Raw genomic sequence first — 16,593 nt, 5'->3', positions numbered from 1 at the left:
GAAGCTCCATTAGTCAAAGGCTTTCTGGGCAGGCGCAAACTGAACGCTTGGACGGTGGTTTCGCCAGAGAGTTCGCCATCCTTGGCCTGAACGGTCATTTCTCGGCTCAGTGGCTGCCGGAATGGCCGAAGCCGCCAGCGCCGCGCTGGCTTTCATCGAACGCTTCGACGATGTCGAAATGGGCCTGTACCACCGGTACCAGCACCAGCTGGGCAATGCGCTCGCCAACGGCGATGGTGAACGGTGTGTTGCCGCGGTTCCAGCACGACACCATCAACTCGCCCTGGTAGTCCGAGTCGATCAGCCCGACCAGGTTACCAAGCACGATGCCGTGCTTATGGCCCAGGCCCGAGCGCGGCAAGATCACCGCCGCCAGGCCCGGGTCGCCGATGTAGATCGACAGGCCGGTGGGGATCAGCAGGGTCTGGCCTGGCTCGAGGACGGTGTCTTCCTTGAGCAGGGCGCGCAGGTCCAGGCCGGCGGAGCCGGGGGTGGCATACTGCGGCAGGGGGAATTCGGTGCCCAGGCGTGGGTCGAGGATCTTGGCTTGAAGAGCGTGCATGTAACTTATTGAACCTGATTGAGCCGTTCGGAGATGAAGGCGACCAGTTGCCGGGCAATCTTGCCCTTGCTGGTCTGCGCGAAGAGGGTCTGGTGCTGCTGGCGGTCGATCACGGTCAAGGCGTTTTCCTCGCTGTTGAAGCCGATGCTGGGGTTGGCCACATCATTGGCGACGATCAGGTCGAGGTTCTTGTCCTTGAGCTTGCGCGTGGCGTAATCGAGCAAGTGTTCGGTCTCGGCGGCGAAACCGACGCTGAACGGGCGGTCGGCGCGGCCAGCGATGGTGGCAAGGATATCGGGATTGCGCACCATCTGCAGCAGCATGCCGTCGCCGGTCGTAGGATCTTTCTTCAATTTTTGCGTGGCAACGACTTCCGGGCGGTAGTCCGCAACCGCCGCAGAGGCGATGAACAGGTCGCATGGCATGGCCGCTTCACAGGCCGCGAGCATGTCCCGCGCGCTGACCACGTCGATACGGCTGACCCGGTCGGGGGTCGGCAGGTGCACCGGGCCAGTGACGAGGGTGACCCGAGCCCCGGCTTCGGCGGCCGCTTCGGCCAGGGCGAAGCCCATCTTGCCGGAGCTATGATTGGTGATGTAGCGCACCGGGTCGATGTTTTCCTGGGTCGGGCCGGCGGTGATCAGTACGTGCTTGCCGGTAAGTGCCTGGCGCTTGAAGCTTTCCGCGGCACACCAGGCCAGGTCGGTGGCTTCGAGCATGCGGCCCAGGCCAACGTCACCACAGGCCTGGCTGCCGGACGCTGGGCCGAACACCTGGATGCCCCGGCTCTTGAGCAGTTCGAGGTTGGCCTGGGTGGCCGGGTCGCGCCACATGGCCTGGTTCATGGCCGGGGCCACGGCGACAGTGGCATCGGTAGCCAGTACCAAGGTGGTCAGCAGGTCGTCGGCCATGCCTTGGGCCATGCGCGCCATGAGGTCGGCGGTGGCCGGGGCGATCAGCACCAGGTCGGCCCACTTGGCCAGTTCGATGTGGCCCATGGCCGCTTCGGCGGCAGGGTCGAGCAGGTCCATGTGCACCGGGTGGCCCGACAGCGCTTGCAGGGTTAGCGGGGTGATGAACTCTGCACCACCACGGGTCATGACGACGCGCACCTGCGCGCCGTGCTCCAGGAGTCGGCGAATCAGTTCGGCGCTTTTGTAGGCGGCAATGCCACCACCCACGCCGAGAACGATGCGCTTGCGATACAGCCGCTGCATAGGCTTGCCTTTTTCCAGTGAGAGCGGGCGACGACGTTTGAAAATGCCTGCGGCGGAACGTCGCATGTACGAGGCGAAATAGATTAACACAGGGCCGAAATGGGCCGCAGCAAGGGCAGAGGAGCGGGATGAATATCAGGGAGTGGCCGGCTGAAGAGCGGCCGAGGGAGAAGTTGCTGCAGCGTGGGGCCGGAAGCCTGACGGACGCGGAATTGCTGGCTGTATTTCTCGGTTCAGGTGTGCGAGGGCGCAATGTCGTGGAGCTGGCGCGAGGTCTGCTCGTGAAGTTCGGGGGGTTGCGCCAGTTGCTGGAGGCCGACCGAGAGGCCTTCGTCGGCGAGCTTGGGTTGGGCCCGGTGAGGTACAGCCAGCTGCAGGCGCTGCTGGAGATCGGGCGCAGGCACCTTGCAACTTCGATTGAGCGTGAATCCGCGATGGACAGCCCGGCAACGGTGAGGCGCTATTTGAAAGCGATGCTGCGACATGAAGTCAGCGAGGTGTTCGGGTGCCTCTTTCTCGATACCAAGCACAGGCCGTTGGCGTTTGAAATCCTCTTCCGAGGCACGATAGATCGGGCCAGCGTCTACCCGCGGGAAGTGGTGCGGCGGGCATTGCTGCATAACGCAGCGGCCTTGATCCTTCGCGGTTATGGTGTCAACTCTAGTGTTTCACTCGGCTGAAGTGCCCGAGATAGAAGCATTCCTTGATGCTTATTCAGATTTTGATGTTCCATATTCAGTGTTGCAGAGCAAATTTGATTTTAGGCCCAGGCGGGCCACCACAGCAGTCAGCTTCACCAACAATTGTGATGCTAGGTCCCGGATGACTGGGGCTCAGGCTGTTGCTTGCGGTTCACAGAAAAGCTGGGAATTCCTACCCATCTTCCCGAAAAAGCTGAACATTACGGCAAAATCTGATGGAACCTACTCCACGTGGCCAAGGGATCCTACATCGCTGATGGCATTTTGACCTTCTCCACTCATTGTGTACCGCTGGATAAAAAGGCGAGAATGCGCGCGCAATGGAAGGCATGATGCGCGCAGGTCGGCGCTCTCGTGGCAGGATGTCACCGGCTTCATGCCTCCACAGCCAAGGCTCGCACGAGCCTTTAAGCTTAATGCCAATTTGTGGAGAGTGATGTGCTGAGTGACGACGACCAAAAGCTAGCCAAGATCCTTTTTGGCCTTCTGAAAAATGCGACTAGCCAAGCCGTCGTCAAGGAATTCCTCCGGACGAAGGGCATCCCCGTTTCTGCGCAAAACTGGGACGATCTCTATGAGAAGCGGATCGAGCCTGCCCTCAAGGATAAAAAACTTGCCCTGAAAGACCTCCGTGATCTACTGCAGCAGGTGGAGGAGTTTGGCAAGCAGCACTCGTTCCTTTTCCAGTGCACTGAAGAGCGGGCAATCGGCCTGCTGTCTCCTACGCGCATCGCTTCAATCGCAGCAGCTGAGGGCCTTTCGGGGCTGTTTACTCACCCGCTGGATCTTGAGATGCCCGACGAGGCCACAATCGTCGACATCCGCCTGTACCGTCCGGACCCGCAGAAGACACCGGTTTCGCTTACGATCAAAGTCGTCGAAAGCCGTGACATCAATCGTCTCAGCGCTGTGGAGACGGATCCAGCAACTGGCGAACTGATTCGACGCTATGCGACCACAAAAAAACGTGCGGTGAATATTGTTCACCTGGACCACACTGGTTTATTGGAGTTTCGTATTGCCTCTCAAGATAATCAGGCAAAGAAATATTCCGAGCTCTTGTGGGTGTTGAAAAACAAAGTAAGGAAATTTCTACCGGACGATGGGTTCGCTGAAGTTTCGCTTAGCCCCGCTAAGAATAAGATTCTGCGCGAGCGCGATAACCTCTCCCAAGAAATCAGATATAGCAATTCAACGGCTCGAAATGAATTCGGGGCCCAAATGCAGATTACCTCCGCATCGGTTGATGAAAACCTTTCATCGGATGAGGGTTCGATGTCTGCGTTGGATCGCTTCTTGGAGCGTGATGGCGAAGTGACGGGAGCCAATATTTACGTTAAACTACCAGACAGTGATCCTCCCCGTGAACTGAGGCTTTTGATTTCGGGTGAGAGAAACGAGTTTGCGGTGACCGTAGCGTGCTCCGCCGGAGAATACGAATATGTTCGCGGAAAAGTTATCGCCTTTAATACTTAACCATCCAGACGAGGCTGAAGGCCTCCGAAGATTGGCTAGTTTTATCCAGGGCTATGAATCCCAGGGTGGCGAAGCTTTGCCTAGAATTCGGCTAAACCCGAATCGCATGTTCGATATTATGCAAGCCGGTACTTCCGCGCACCTTGCAATCTTGATTAATATCTTGGTAACGGGCCGGATTATCAAGAGATTCCTTATTGTTAGGTGCCCCAGCGGCGAAGGTCTCTCATTCCAATCTTACGGCGATATCCCAGAGATTGTTCGTGATCCTGGGATGGATACCGAATTTGAAGTACTTGCCGCCAACGTGGAACCAACCTATAGATTGGTGCTCGATTGAAGCCTGTTGATATTGTTACCCTTGTTCGATCGACTTGGGAAAATACGATTGAGACCAAACGACTGGCCCAGCTGCAGGCAATTAGGGCAACTCTGGATGCCGAGCATCTGGAGCTGTTTGACTCGTTAGTCGATATGCAGATTTCTAATGTCAAAGATGATGCTCAGGCCATCACGCTCATGCTTGTCCATGGTATTCAAACTGATGGTTCCTGGCACGAGCTGGTAAAAGCAGCCTTCCGAGATGTTGCTCATGTCAGAGTCAAAGGTCTTGGCTACCATTGTGTGACCGCGCTGCAGCTTGCGTGTCCGTTTCGATCTACGCCAATCAATAAGATCGCAAATGACTTCCGAGACGCACGGCTTATGGAACCGACTGCTCGCATTATGGTCATTGCCCACAGCTTCGGCACCTATATCATTAGTCGGATCCTCGCCAAATACACTGACATCAACATTGAGAGAATTGTTCTCTGCGGCTCCATAATAAAAGGCAATTATGCCTGGGAGAAGCATGCTCGGCACATGGCTGCAGGCAACATCGTCAACGATGTCGGGACGCGAGATTTTTACCCCGTCCTAGCTACCTTTTCGACTATAGGCTACGGCGGGACTGGTCGAAACGGATTTAAAAATACACGTGTAGCTGACCGTTACTTTGATTACGGCCATAGCGATTTTTTTGAGCCCGACAAGGACCATATCGTCAAATATTGGAAGCCTTATATTCTAGATGGGACCATCGTCGAGTCTGAGTGGGATAGCATAAAGCCGAAGACCCATCTGGGAATCATGCTGGCTTGTCACCCTTGGATCGGCAGACCTGCCTTCTATGCAACCGTTGGGTTAATTACAGCTGCCGTAGCGGGTTTGGCTTGGTGGCTACTCACCTGATCTTCCACTGCTCTGTTTCAGGGTCCCTTACCAAATGCTGCTCTGAGACGACATCCAAGCCTACGGACCTAAAAATACTGAGCATTAGCGTCATAGAATAGTAATAGAGTCGCTGGTGTCGTCCCTTGTCTGAGGCCACAAACACCCCGTCAATCCGTCCATCCTCACTAGTCGCGAATTCGAATACGTACGAGTGGATTACCTGGTTCGCGACAAAAGTCATATCCCGCAGTTCTTTGTAAACTTTAGTAGTTTCGTAGTTTTCCATTATGTTGTGCCGATTGAAGTAGTCTACTGTCTTGCCACTGGTGATCGGGTAGTACGGTAGATGGAGCTTAATTTTCTTCGTTGATTCAGAGATTTTGTAGGTCTCGATTAGCTTGCGTACCGTATAAAAACTGACAAAAATTTCACGTTCTGCTTTCGCATAAATGCGCCCTTCAGAACACTCTTTTACACGAGCCTTCTCAAGCCAACGAGCTGAACGAAGAAGTGACTTCCTCCAATCATCAGACTCGTAAATCATCAGGATTCTCCTTGACTGAGAAATAAATAAAGCGTCAGTCTATTACTGCTGCATCAATACAATATTATCACCTCGGCTAGCATAGGACGCAATAGGTCAATGACCCAGGCTCTAAAGCAATATATCGCGAAAAGCATTAACTCAGTTATAATGATGGCCCCGCTTAAACGGGAGGTGATACGCCTCATCATATGCTGCTCTATAGCAATTATCCTGAATGCCATCCTATTCTTTGGTGTAGAAAACGACGGTACCATCAAGCCATGGGCAGAGATACCACTGAAACTGTTCGCCTCAACAACTTTATTTGCCTTTATGGTGAAGATTTTCCTTCCGCTTTTCGGTTGGACCATATTGAAGGCAGTGTTATTGAGCGCCAATAATGCCTTTAGTGGGGTGCTAAGCTTTCTAGGGAATCAATTTACAGGTGCTTTGTATTGTTCGGCCTTTATCCTGGCTTCTCTTACACTTAAGCAGTATGTAATTTCAGGGTTTATGGATCCTCAATTGGCTCTGATGGCGCCTACTGTTCTCTTTGCGGGCTTCTTGTACTTCTATATTTTTCAGTGCGCTATTCAAAAAACAATGACGCCTGCTCTGTGTGCTCCGCCTCTCCCGCGCTCTAGCAGGGTGCCGTGACTACCTGTTCTTGTAGGGGCAGGTTCGAATAGCAAGAGTCACTTGATGGCGTGATTTGATCTCTATCCTGGTGCCATAGCATGGCGCCAAAATTCCGCCGGCATAAAAATCTCCTGCCTGACACAATCAGAATAATAAATGCTACGAAAGTAGGCTGCGTACTGAGCGATTATGGAAAACTTCGCTGGAATCTATTCGTCATTACGTGATAAAAATTATTCTGTGCCCCGGTAAAGTGGCACAAAAATATAGAGCAACAGTTCAAGGGAATAGATATGGCTCAGTATAAGCACGGCAATTTTCTGCACAAAAGTGATCATTCGGAGTACGATAAAAAGTATTCGCCTGGTACCGAAGCGCCAAATCCAGGCATTTACCGATGCGTCTCCTGCGGGGATGAGATCGGTATTGCCAAAGGGCATGTTCTTCCTCCACAGAACCATCACCAGCATGCACCTGGCGCGGGCAAGATTGAGTGGCAGTTAGTGGTTTTTGCACAGCAGCGGAAATAAGGTTTTTGGGCTCAGTAGAGCTCTGCAACGTGGGTTCTACTGAGCACTCAATAAAAGGACGGAATCCGTATTGACTATTCAAACCACTATGAGGAGGGTGATCGTGAGCGTGCCTGGTTACGCATATATTCGGATATTAGATTGCCGAAATTGATGTCGGCCTCTTCAACAAAAATATTGACGTGGCAGTAAAACTCTTCAGGCCCCCTGAGATAATTGAAAATTCTTGATCTGACGACGCCACAAACCCCCGCTTTGACGGCCGTAGAGGGTAGGTTGACTACATCGCCAACACATGGGATAAGAGCTAAGCCATGCTCACTGTTAAAGACAATATCAGCTGAGCGGTCATCAGGCCTGACAAACTCTTGATCCTCCGAGACCTGCTGATAATCAATGCTATACCTCATGCACAGCCTACCTCATTTGCGGGGTAAGGAATCAGCGCCGCGGGTCGTAAATAGTAAAATCCAGTTCAGTAGGCACGTTTGCGACGGAATTAGTTAGCCGATCTCGATACTATATAGTTTGGCAATTAACGCTTTTCAAGTACATACCCTACGCCTCTAAGTGTGTGTATCAGCTTGGTTTCGAAGGGGTCATCTATCTTGGCTCTGAGTCTTCGAATCGACACCTCTACAACGTTCGTGTCGCAATCAAAATTCATATCCCAAACCTGAGAGATAATCTGCGTACGGCTCAGTACCACCCCGGTGTTACGCATCAAGTAGTGCAGCAACGCGAATTCTTTGGTGGTCAAATCAATACGCTGACCGTCCCTGAATGCCCTGTGCCGGCTTTGATCAAGTTCCAGATCGGCCACGCGAATGACCTCCACAGATGCGGGGTGATCTGACCTGCGCATCAAGGCGCGAACCCGGGCTAGCAGCTCTGGGAACTCAAATGGTTTGATCAGATAGTCATCTGCGCCGTTCTCCAGCCCCCGGACCTTATCCGCCAATCGGCTTCTCGCCGTCAGCATCATGATGCGGGACGGGCAGTTTTTACGGCGCAACAACTCAAGGACCTGCCAACCGTCCATCTCTGGTAGGTTTATATCGAGGATAATCAGCTCGTACTCATGCTGCTTGGCCAAGAATAATCCATCTGATCCGGTGTGGACGCAATCTACGACATAGCCACACTCTGTAAGGCCTTGACGCACATACTCCGCAGTTTTTACTTCATCCTCAATTACCAGAATTCGCATGGGATTATGTCTCGATATCACTGAGCAATTAACCGCGCACGCGCGCCGGCATTATTGAAATGGATGGTAAATCAAAATGAGCGTGTTGGGGTTCAAATGACGGATTTGTAATTTCTAGGTAATACAGTTGATAGTCTGGAGGTATATCTTGTCGCGGCTTGGGTTTGACAGTTGCGGGCCCTCTCTCCAGCGGATGATTTGACCATATGAAATACTGGGTTATTTTCTTCTTTGTGCTAGCTTCGTTCCGTTCGGATGACGGCGAGGTCGCTCATGTTGAGGAGACTGGTCATTGGTGTAGTCATGAACTTCACCGGCATGCAATGCGTACAATCGAACGCTTACTTGAATTTTAGGCAAAAAAAAGGCGCCCAATGGGCGCCAAATATCCACCTTTTACCAAAGGAGCAATTAAGCCACTCAAGGTGAATTCGTAATGCTCGTTTTACTAATCGGACCAGCCGTCGAAAGACTGGCCCGCTCAGCGAATTACAGAATCGAAAGCGGGTACTCGATGATTACACGAGTTTCATCCAGATCCGATTCGAAAGCAGTGGCACGCGTGGTTGCCTGGCGCAACCGGAAGGACAAGTCTTTTGCCGGACCGGTTTGCACAACGTATTTGACTTCGACGTCACGCTCCCAACGCTTCTGATTGTCGAGCGGGTTGCCGTTGTCGTCGGTGCGCATGTAGAACTGGTTAGCGTTCGAGTAATCCGCGCCCGAGCCTCTGGCGTAGCGGGTCATGAACGTCAGGCCTGGAATGCCGTAGCTGGTGAAGTTCAGGTCATAGCGCAGCATCCAGGAACGCTCTTTCGGCGAGTTGAAGTCGCTGTACTGGATGGAGTTGTCGACGAAAATCGAGTCCGACTGACGCAGGTAGTCGAAATCGTCGTCGCCGTTGTTGCGCTGATGCGACAGGGCCAGGGTGTGGGCACCGTAACGCACACCGACCTTGGCACTCCAGATGTTGTTGTCGAATTCACCCAGGCGCTTCTTACCTTCATCTACGGCTTTGTAGTAGTTGAAGCCACCGATCAGCGCCAGATCGTCGCTCAGCGGGTAAACCACGCTTGTGCCGGCGTAGTACTGATTCCAGACGTCTTTCAGCTGGCTGGCGTAGACGCTCACAGTCCAGTTGTCGTTGATCGAGTAGTCACCGCCACCGTAACCGATCCATGGCGAGTTGACCGGGCCGCCGTAGAACGTCACGAAGTTGTCGTTCAGGTTGCTTGAGACCGGCTGGCTCATCGCATGCAGACGACCACCCTGGAGGGTAAGGCCCTGGATGCTGGTGTTCTCAACGGTCACACCGCGGAAACTCTCTGGCAGCAGGCGAGAGTCACCCGATGCGACGACCGGGGTCGATGGGAAGACATCACCCACTTTCACGATGGTATCGAACAAGCGGACTTTGGCTGCGCCGCCGACCTTGGTGTATTCGTCGCGAGCTTCACCCTTGTTATCAACGGGCAGCACGTCGAAGGAGCTACGGCCGCCGTTGCGCCCATCACCGGTGTCGAGCTTGAGGCCGATCATGGCAAAGGCATCAACGCCAAAGCCAACGGTACCTTGGGTAAACCCGGAGTTGAATTTGCTGATGATCGCGTGCGCCCAGGCTTCGGAGTAGCCGTTCGTATTGCCCTTGCCACTGTTGTAAGTGGGGGCGGTGCTGTCGCGGTTATCACGGTTGAAGTAGAAGTTACGGTTCAACACTGTAAGGCTGCTGCCTTCAATGAAGCCTTCTGGCTTGTCTTCAGCTTGTGCCGAAATAGCATAGCTTCCAGACAGCGCAGAAACTGCCGCCAAATACAGTGGTACTTTGATTTTCATCCGATGCTCCTTTGATTCACGGCAGTTTTTATTATGTTTACCGGCGCGGGTGTCGTTAGTTGTTCTGACCCGGCGGCGCGCCTAGCGTAGCGCGAGCTCATATTTGCAGGCCGAAGATAACGGGAGGGTGATAGGACAATTACAATTTCGTCATCTACCTGTTATTCGGCACCTTCGCACCGCGTGTTTGCCATCTCTGTTGCTTGTATCGAAATCATCGTGTCGGGTTGGGTTTCCCAGTATTTACGGGCATTACAAAGCTTTCTTACGAAATTGTAATTTTCTAGCCACCCCTCTGATAGCTACCGCTCATTAGAGTGCCATCACCTAATCAAGTGGGGCTTGGCAGCTGTTTCGGCGTTCTCGCCAAGCTTTATCGAAGTTTGTGCACGAGGACCATCAAAGTGCCCCGGTATAACCGCAATGTCTTACCCAAGACCCCCGTCTCGCCCTGGAAGATCGCTGCACTCTGTGCAGTCATCTCTGGGTTGATGGCGCCTGCAGCCCTTGCCCAAAGCATCAGCTTGCCCCAGGCGCTTTCGACGGCCATGGATGCCAACCCAGACCTGGCCGCGGCCAGGCAAGAAATTGGGATCGCTGATGGTGCTCGCAAGCAGGCCGGGCTTATCCCCAACCCCACAATCTCGTATGACGTGGAAGACACCCGTCGTAACACCAGCCAGACGACTGTCTCTCTCAGCCAGACCCTTGAGCTGGGCGGTAAGCGGGGGGCTCGTGTTGACGTCGCCACATACGGGCAGACCGCCGCACAGCTTGAGTTAGACCGTCGCGTTAACGGCCTGCGTGCAGATGTCGTCCAAGCCTTTTACGCCGCGTTGCGGGCCCAGACAGGTCTCGACCTGGCCAAGCAATCTCTCGAACTGACTGAGCGCGGTCTTCGCATCGTCGATGGCCGTGTTCGCGCAGGTAAGTCGTCCCCAGTGGAGGCGACCCGCGCTCAAGTGCAACTGGCCGAAGCCCAGCTGCAAGTTCGACGTGCAGAAACGGAAAAAGCGACCGCTTACCAACAGCTCGCTCAAATTACCGGGAGCTCAGTCACCGTGTTTGATCGACTCGAATCGCCAACCCTCTCCCCGGGCTTGCCACCTCGCACTGAAGATCTGCTGGCTAAGCTCGACCAAACAGCAGAAATGCGTCAGGCCGTGGTGCAGATAGACAAGAGCGATGCCTCGCTCGGCTCAGAGAAAGCTCAGCGTATCCCGAACCTTACTGTCAGTGTAGGTAGCCAGTACGACCGCTCTGTGCGCGAGCGGGTCAACACTGTGGGCCTGTCTATGCCTTTGCCGCTGTTCGATCGTAACCAGGGCAACATTCTTTCCGCTTCTCGTCGTGCAGATCAGGCCCGGGACCAGCGCAATGCTGTTGAGCTGCGCCTGCGCACCGAAACCCAAACCGCGTTGAACCAATGGTCCACCGCCATGCAGGAGGTCGAGTCCTACGACAAGACCATTCTGCCTTCAGCCCAACAAGCCGTAGAGACCGCAACCCGCGGCTTCGAGATGGGCAAATTCGGTTTCATCGAAGTGCTGGATGCCCAGCGCACCTTGATCGTCGCTCGTGGCCAATACCTCGAATCGTTGGCAGCGGCGACCAATGCGCGTGCGCAGGTGGAAAGGGTTTATGGCGAAGTCGGCTCAACCGCCGGCACTCGCTGAACGGGCCAAACATTTTCTTCGGCACACAGCCTTGAACAAGCCGGTGCCTACGATCAGCAGGAGTAGCAATGGATAACAAACGCAAGATCGCCCTCGCGGTAGCCGCTGTGGCAGCCCTCGGATTTGGCAGCCTTGCCTGGAACAACAGTTCCGGACAGCAGGCCGCCAGTACTGCCGAGCATGGCGCTAACGATGGCCATGGCGACGAAAAGAAAGCCGCATCTGCCGCCAAAGAGGAAGGTGATGAGGGCCATGGTGAAGAAGGCCACAGCGAAGAGGGCGGTGAAGAAGAGGGCAAGCTGACGCTCAGCGCTGAACAGATCAAGGCCGCTGGTGTTGCCCTGGAAGCTGCAGCGCCTCGTGACCTCGGTACCGTCGTGAGCTTCCCTGGCGAAATTCGCTTCGACGAAGATCGTACTGCCCACGTGGTTCCTCGTGTTCCTGGCGTTGTTGAGGCTGTCCAGGCCAACCTGGGCGAGACGGTCAAGAAAGGGCAAGTCCTCGCGGTAATCGCCAGCCAGCAGATCTCTGACCTGCGCAGCGAACAACAGGCCGCACAGCGTCGCGTCGAACTGGCGCGAGTGACCTTCGAGCGTGAGAAGCAGCTGTGGCAGGACAAGATTTCCGCGGAGCAAGACTACCTCCAAGCACGCCAAGCGCTGCAAGAAGCGGAGATCTCCTTGGCCAACGCCAAGCAGAAGGTCGGTGCGATCGGTGCTTCGGTTAACTCCGTTGGCGGTAATCGTTACGAACTCCGAGCTCCTTTCGACGCCGTGGTGGTGGAGAAACACCTGACCGTTGGCGAAGTCGTCAGCGAGGCGACCAACGCCTTCATCCTTTCTGACCTGAATCAGGTCTGGGCAACCTTCGCCGTCCCGCCTACAGATCTGGGCAAGGTCACGACTGGTCGTGCGGTGAAAGTCTCTTCGCCTGACATGAATGTCGAGGTCGAAGGGAAGGTGGGTTATGTCGGGAGCCTGCTGGGCGAGCAAAACCGCGCAGCCACTGTCCGCGTCACCTTGACCAACCCCAACGGTGCCTGGCGTCCAGGCCTGTTCGTGAACATTGCGGTCACTTCCCAGACTGATCGAGTTGCCGTAGCGGTCCCTGAGCACGCAGTCCAGACCGTTGAAGACAAACCCTCGGTATTCGTACGCACCCCAGATGGGTTTGACACCCGCCCGGTAAAACTGGGTCGTCGCGACAATGGGTACGTGGAAGTCATCGACGGTATTGAAGCCGGCGCCCAGGTAGCAACCAGTGGCAGCTTCACACTCAAGTCCGAGCTCGGCAAAGCTTCTGCCGAACACGGTCACTGATGCGAACTGACAGGATGATTTCTCATGTTTGAACGTATCATCAGATTCGCCATCGAGCAGCGCATCGTAGTAATGATCGCTGTTCTGATCATGGCGGGTATCGGTATCTACAGCTATCAAAAGCTGCCCATCGATGCGGTACCCGATATCACCAACGTCCAGGTGCAGATCAACACTGCAGCGCCTGGTTATTCGCCTTTGGAAACCGAACAACGGATCACGTTTCCAGTTGAAACGGCCATGGCCGGTCTCCCGGGCCTTCAGCAGACCCGTTCCCTGTCTCGCTCTGGCTTGTCTCAGGTCACCGTGATCTTCAAGGATGGCACTGACATCTTCTTTGCCCGCCAGTTGATCAACGAGCGGCTGCAGGTTGCGAAGGAACAGCTGCCAGAAGGCGTAGAGGCCGTTATGGGCCCGGTATCTACCGGCCTCGGCGAGATCTTCCTGTGGACCGTTGAAGCCGAAGATGGCGCGGTCAAAGAGGACGGTACGCCTTACACCCCGACCGACCTGCGCGTGATCCAAGACTGGATCATCAAGCCTCAGCTGCGCAACGTCCCGGGTGTAGCCGAGATCAATACCATCGGCGGCTATGCCAAGCAGTTCCTGGTTGCGCCAGATCCTAAGCGCCTGGCTACCTACAAGCTTACCCTCAATGACCTGGTCGCAGCGTTGGAAAGTAACAATGCCAACGTCGGCGCCGGCTACATCGAACGTAATGGTGAGCAGTTGCTCATCCGTGCGCCCGGCCAGGTAGGCAACATCGAAGACATCGCCAACATCGTGATCACCAGCGTGGATGGTGCACCGATTCGCATCAGCAGCGTTGCTGACGTCAGCATCGGTAAAGAACTCCGCACAGGTGCTGCTACTGAGAACGGCCGCGAAGTCGTGCTCGGTACCGTGTTCATGCTGATTGGTGAAAACAGCCGTACTGTGTCTCAAGCTGTCGCCGCCAAACTGGCGGACATCAACCGCACCCTGCCAAAGGGCGTGGTGGCTGTGACCGTTTACGACCGTACCAACCTGGTTGAAAAAGCCATCGCGACGGTGAAGAAGAACCTGGTAGAAGGCGCGATCTTGGTAATCGCGATTCTGTTCCTGTTCCTCGGCAACATCCGTGCAGCCCTGATCACCGCGATGGTGATTCCGCTGTCCATGCTTTTCACCTTCACAGGCATGTTCAACAACAAGGTCAGTGCCAACTTAATGAGTTTGGGGGCACTCGACTTCGGCATCATCGTCGACGGTGCCGTGGTTATTGTAGAAAACGCGATCCGTCGACTGGCTCATGCGCAGCATAAGCATGGCCGCATGCTCACCAAAACCGAACGCTTCCACGAGGTCTTTGCCGCGGCGCGAGAAGCTCGCCGGCCGCTGATCTTCGGTCAGCTGATCATCATGGTGGTGTACCTGCCGATCTTCGCCCTCACCGGCGTCGAAGGCAAAATGTTCCACCCTATGGCGTTCACCGTTGTGATGGCTCTGCTGGGCGCAATGATCCTGTCCGTTACCTTTGTTCCTGCAGCTATTGCCATGTTCGTCACTGGCAAGGTGAAGGAAGAGGAAGGCGTGGTCATGCGCACAGCTCGACTGCGCTATGAGCCGGTTCTGCAATGGGTGCTGGGACATCGGAACATCGCTTTCTCGGCCGCAGTAGCCTTGGTCGTGCTCAGTGGTGTGCTGGCAAGTCGTATGGGTAGCGAGTTCATCCCAAGCCTCAGTGAGGGTGACTTTGCGATGCAGGCCATGCGTGTGCCTGGAACGAGCCTCACTCAGTCCGTCGAGATGCAGCAGCGTCTGGAGAAAGCGGTAATAGCGCAGGTGCCTGAAGTCGAGCGGATGTTCGCACGCTCGGGTACCGCGGAAATTGCATCTGACCCGATGCCACCGAACGCCTCCGACGCCTACATCATGCTCAAGCCTCAGGATCAGTGGCCTAACCCCAAGAAGCCTCGCGATGAGCTGATTGCTGAGGTGCAGAAGGCCGCAGCGGGTGTTCCAGGAAGCAACTACGAGTTGTCGCAGCCAATCCAACTGCGTTTCAACGAGCTGATTTCGGGCGTGCGTAGTGATGTCGCTGTGAAGGTCTTCGGCGATGACATGGACGTGCTCAACAACACCGCCAACAAGATCGCGGCAGCGCTCAAAGCGGTACCGGGCTCGTCGGAAGTGAAAGTTGAGCAGACATCCGGCCTGCCGGTGCTGACAATCAACATCGACCGCGAGAAAGCAGCACGCTACGGCCTGAACATCGCGGATGTTCAGAACTCGATCGCTATCGCCGTGGGTGGTCGCCAGGCCGGCACGCTGTATGAGGGCGACCGTCGGTTCGACATGGTAGTGCGCCTGCCTGAGACCGTTCGCACCGACGTAGCGGGGATGTCCAGTTTGCTGATTCCGGTGCCTGCCAATGCGGCTCAGGGTGCCAACCAGATCGTTTTCATCCCGCTGTCGCAGGTCGCTAATCTGGACCTGCAACTGGGCCCGAACCAAATCAGCCGCGAGAACGGCAAGCGTCTGGTAATCGTCAGTGCCAACGTTCGAGGCCGTGACCTGGGATCCTTCGTTGAGGAGGCGACCGCTTCGCTGGATCAGAAGGTGCAAATCCCTGCGGGCTACTGGACGACTTGGGGTGGCCAGTTCGAGCAGCTGCAGTCGGCTGCCAAACGGCTGCAGATCGTTGTTCCAGTCGCCTTGCTGCTGGTCATGACCTTGTTGTTCCTGATGTTCAACAACCTGAAGGACGGCATGCTGGTCTTCACCGGTATTCCATTCGCACTCACCGGTGGTGTTGTGGCGTTGTGGTTGCGGGACATCCCACTGTCGATCTCGGCAGGTGTCGGCTTCATTGCACTGTCCGGCGTTGCAGTACTGAACGGCCTGGTGATGATTGCCTTCATCCGCGGGCTAAGGGAGGAAGGGCGAACGCTCAGGCAGGCAGTCGATGAAGGTGCATTAACCCGTCTGCGACCTGTTCTGATGACTGCCTTGGTAGCTTCCCTGGGCTTCATCCCGATGGCTTTGGCCACCGGTACCGGTGCAGAAGTTCAGCGGCCACTGGCGACTGTGGTGATTGGCGGGATCCTGTCCTCCACCGCATTGACCTTGTTGGTACTGCCTGCCCTGTATTACTGGGCACACCGCAAGGATGAAGACGGCGACGAGGCCGAAGTGGTTAGCTAACAGGCTCCGCTAAAGAGAAGCCCACAACACGTGTTGTGGGCTTTTTTGTTTAAAGTGAAGTAGATGCACTTACCTTTCAAAATTGTAAGTTTCTCGTCATGCCGGTGATGCCTATGCATTGCTAAGGTTACGCCCGAGAAGTTTTGAAATTGAGAGGGTTTTATGAAAAAGCTAATTATCGCTGCTGCACTTGTTGTTTTCTCGGTGGCTTCGCAGGCCAACACTTTTTCCGAGAGCAAGCAGCTGCAATACACCAAGGAGCACCAGACCGCAGTGGCCAAGTACGCGGAGAAAAATGGCAAGCCAATGCCAGAGATTCAGGATTACAAATATGGCATGAAGATAGACGTTGCTAAGTTCGTACGTCAGTCGCAGGACCCACGTACCTGCCAGGTCTACCCACGGTTGATGACCTTCGAGGACTCCCAGGGCACGCTCAAGACTGTTCGTTACTCGATGTATTCGCAATGCATCAACAACAAGTAGTAAACGATTTGAACAGA

Annotated in this window: 14 protein-coding genes and 1 pseudogene; 10 read left to right on the top strand and 5 right to left on the bottom strand. The window is 54.9% G+C overall.

What is annotated here, in order from left to right; genetic code table 11:
* Window positions 1-106 precede the first annotated feature (106 nt).
* Together dut and coaBC are read right to left on the bottom strand one after the other, a co-directional pair.
* On the bottom strand, window positions 107-562 hold the full coding sequence (gene dut, locus M1D87_RS25925) for a dUTP diphosphatase (RefSeq protein WP_015272329.1): 456 nt from the start codon (window positions 560-562) through the stop codon (window positions 107-109).
* Window positions 563-567: 5 nt separating this feature from the next.
* Entirely contained in the window at window positions 568-1,779 is a 1,212-nt protein-coding gene (coaBC, locus tag M1D87_RS25920) for a bifunctional phosphopantothenoylcysteine decarboxylase/phosphopantothenate--cysteine ligase CoaBC (RefSeq protein WP_123084299.1), read from the bottom strand.
* Between the two features lie 128 nt (window positions 1,780-1,907).
* Here coaBC and M1D87_RS25915 point away from each other — a divergent pair.
* The 4 genes and pseudogenes from M1D87_RS25915 to M1D87_RS25900 all read left to right on the top strand — a co-directional run.
* Window positions 1,908-2,420 (top strand): annotated as a pseudogene (locus tag M1D87_RS25915) (JAB domain-containing protein); the annotation flags it as partial.
* Between the two features lie 498 nt (window positions 2,421-2,918).
* A complete protein-coding gene (locus M1D87_RS25910) occupies window positions 2,919-3,956 on the top strand; it encodes a hypothetical protein (protein ID WP_003253411.1) in 1,038 nt (345 codons plus the stop codon).
* Entirely contained in the window at window positions 3,922-4,296 is a 375-nt protein-coding gene (locus M1D87_RS25905; RefSeq protein ID WP_223255136.1) for a hypothetical protein, read from the top strand. The genes M1D87_RS25910 and M1D87_RS25905 overlap by 35 nt, the downstream gene beginning before the upstream one ends.
* Window positions 4,293-5,189, top strand: a complete 897-nt coding sequence (locus tag M1D87_RS25900; RefSeq protein WP_014754857.1) for an alpha/beta fold hydrolase — start codon at window positions 4,293-4,295, stop codon at window positions 5,187-5,189. The genes M1D87_RS25905 and M1D87_RS25900 overlap by 4 nt, the downstream gene beginning before the upstream one ends.
* Here M1D87_RS25900 and M1D87_RS25895 read toward each other — a convergent pair.
* Window positions 5,182-5,715: a hypothetical protein gene (locus M1D87_RS25895; RefSeq protein ID WP_009682000.1), complete on the bottom strand. Its 534-nt coding sequence runs from the start codon at window positions 5,713-5,715 to the stop codon at window positions 5,182-5,184. The two genes, M1D87_RS25900 and M1D87_RS25895, sit on opposite strands and share 8 nt — an antisense overlap.
* 99 nt (window positions 5,716-5,814) lie before the next feature.
* Between M1D87_RS25895 and M1D87_RS25890 the strand changes: the two genes are divergently transcribed.
* Together M1D87_RS25890 and M1D87_RS25885 are read left to right on the top strand one after the other, a co-directional pair.
* Entirely contained in the window at window positions 5,815-6,354 is a 540-nt protein-coding gene (locus M1D87_RS25890) for a hypothetical protein (RefSeq protein ID WP_003253418.1), read from the top strand.
* A gap of 275 nt (window positions 6,355-6,629) precedes the next feature.
* Window positions 6,630-6,866, top strand: a complete 237-nt coding sequence (locus tag M1D87_RS25885; RefSeq protein ID WP_074059229.1) for a hypothetical protein — start codon at window positions 6,630-6,632, stop codon at window positions 6,864-6,866.
* A gap of 535 nt (window positions 6,867-7,401) precedes the next feature.
* Here M1D87_RS25885 and M1D87_RS25880 read toward each other — a convergent pair.
* Both M1D87_RS25880 and M1D87_RS25875 read right to left on the bottom strand, forming a co-directional pair.
* Window positions 7,402-8,076, bottom strand: coding sequence for a heavy metal response regulator transcription factor (locus tag M1D87_RS25880; protein WP_003253420.1), 675 nt, complete (start codon window positions 8,074-8,076; stop codon window positions 7,402-7,404).
* Between the two features lie 489 nt (window positions 8,077-8,565).
* Window positions 8,566-9,909: an OprD family porin gene (locus tag M1D87_RS25875; RefSeq protein ID WP_003253422.1), complete on the bottom strand. Its 1,344-nt coding sequence runs from the start codon at window positions 9,907-9,909 to the stop codon at window positions 8,566-8,568.
* Between the two features lie 404 nt (window positions 9,910-10,313).
* Between M1D87_RS25875 and M1D87_RS25870 the strand changes: the two genes are divergently transcribed.
* The 4 genes from M1D87_RS25870 to M1D87_RS25855 all read left to right on the top strand — a co-directional run bounded on the left by M1D87_RS25870 (window position 10,314) and on the right by M1D87_RS25855 (window position 16,576).
* Window positions 10,314-11,585 (top strand): TolC family protein, encoded by a 1,272-nt coding sequence (locus tag M1D87_RS25870; protein ID WP_010951456.1) that lies wholly within the window; start codon window positions 10,314-10,316, stop codon window positions 11,583-11,585.
* A 68-nt stretch (window positions 11,586-11,653) separates the two neighbouring features.
* A complete protein-coding gene (locus tag M1D87_RS25865; RefSeq protein WP_421091516.1) occupies window positions 11,654-12,904 on the top strand; it encodes an efflux RND transporter periplasmic adaptor subunit in 1,251 nt (416 codons plus the stop codon).
* Between the two features lie 24 nt (window positions 12,905-12,928).
* Window positions 12,929-16,090, top strand: coding sequence for a CusA/CzcA family heavy metal efflux RND transporter (locus M1D87_RS25860; RefSeq protein WP_421091515.1), 3,162 nt, complete (start codon window positions 12,929-12,931; stop codon window positions 16,088-16,090).
* A gap of 162 nt (window positions 16,091-16,252) precedes the next feature.
* Complete coding sequence (locus M1D87_RS25855) at window positions 16,253-16,576, top strand: DUF2790 domain-containing protein (protein WP_003253432.1); 324 nt, start codon at window positions 16,253-16,255, stop codon at window positions 16,574-16,576.
* The last annotated feature ends 17 nt before the right edge of the window (window positions 16,577-16,593 follow it).

It is taken from the genome of Pseudomonas sp. SA233 (assembly GCF_054792385.1).
Note: the sequence above shows the minus strand (reverse complement) of the source record. Positions and strands in the feature narration are given on the sequence as shown.

Bases quoted from the DNA above. Each gene is read 5' to 3' on its own strand.
- M1D87_RS25860 (WP_421091515.1), top strand. From the start codon at position 12,929: ATGTTTGAACGTATCATCAGATTCGCCATCGAGCAGCGCATCGTAGTA.
- M1D87_RS25880 (WP_003253420.1), bottom strand. From the start codon at position 8,076: ATGCGAATTCTGGTAATTGAGGATGAAGTAAAAACTGCGGAGTATGTG.
- coaBC (WP_123084299.1), bottom strand. From the start codon at position 1,779: ATGCAGCGGCTGTATCGCAAGCGCATCGTTCTCGGCGTGGGTGGTGGC.
- M1D87_RS25885 (WP_074059229.1), top strand. From the start codon at position 6,630: ATGGCTCAGTATAAGCACGGCAATTTTCTGCACAAAAGTGATCATTCG.
- M1D87_RS25895 (WP_009682000.1), bottom strand. From the start codon at position 5,715: ATGATTTACGAGTCTGATGATTGGAGGAAGTCACTTCTTCGTTCAGCT.
- dut (WP_015272329.1), bottom strand. From the start codon at position 562: ATGCACGCTCTTCAAGCCAAGATCCTCGACCCACGCCTGGGCACCGAA.
- M1D87_RS25875 (WP_003253422.1), bottom strand. From the start codon at position 9,909: ATGAAAATCAAAGTACCACTGTATTTGGCGGCAGTTTCTGCGCTGTCT.
- M1D87_RS25865 (WP_421091516.1), top strand. From the start codon at position 11,654: ATGGATAACAAACGCAAGATCGCCCTCGCGGTAGCCGCTGTGGCAGCC.
- M1D87_RS25890 (WP_003253418.1), top strand. From the start codon at position 5,815: ATGACCCAGGCTCTAAAGCAATATATCGCGAAAAGCATTAACTCAGTT.
- M1D87_RS25855 (WP_003253432.1), top strand. From the start codon at position 16,253: ATGAAAAAGCTAATTATCGCTGCTGCACTTGTTGTTTTCTCGGTGGCT.
- M1D87_RS25905 (WP_223255136.1), top strand. From the start codon at position 3,922: ATGTTCGCGGAAAAGTTATCGCCTTTAATACTTAACCATCCAGACGAG.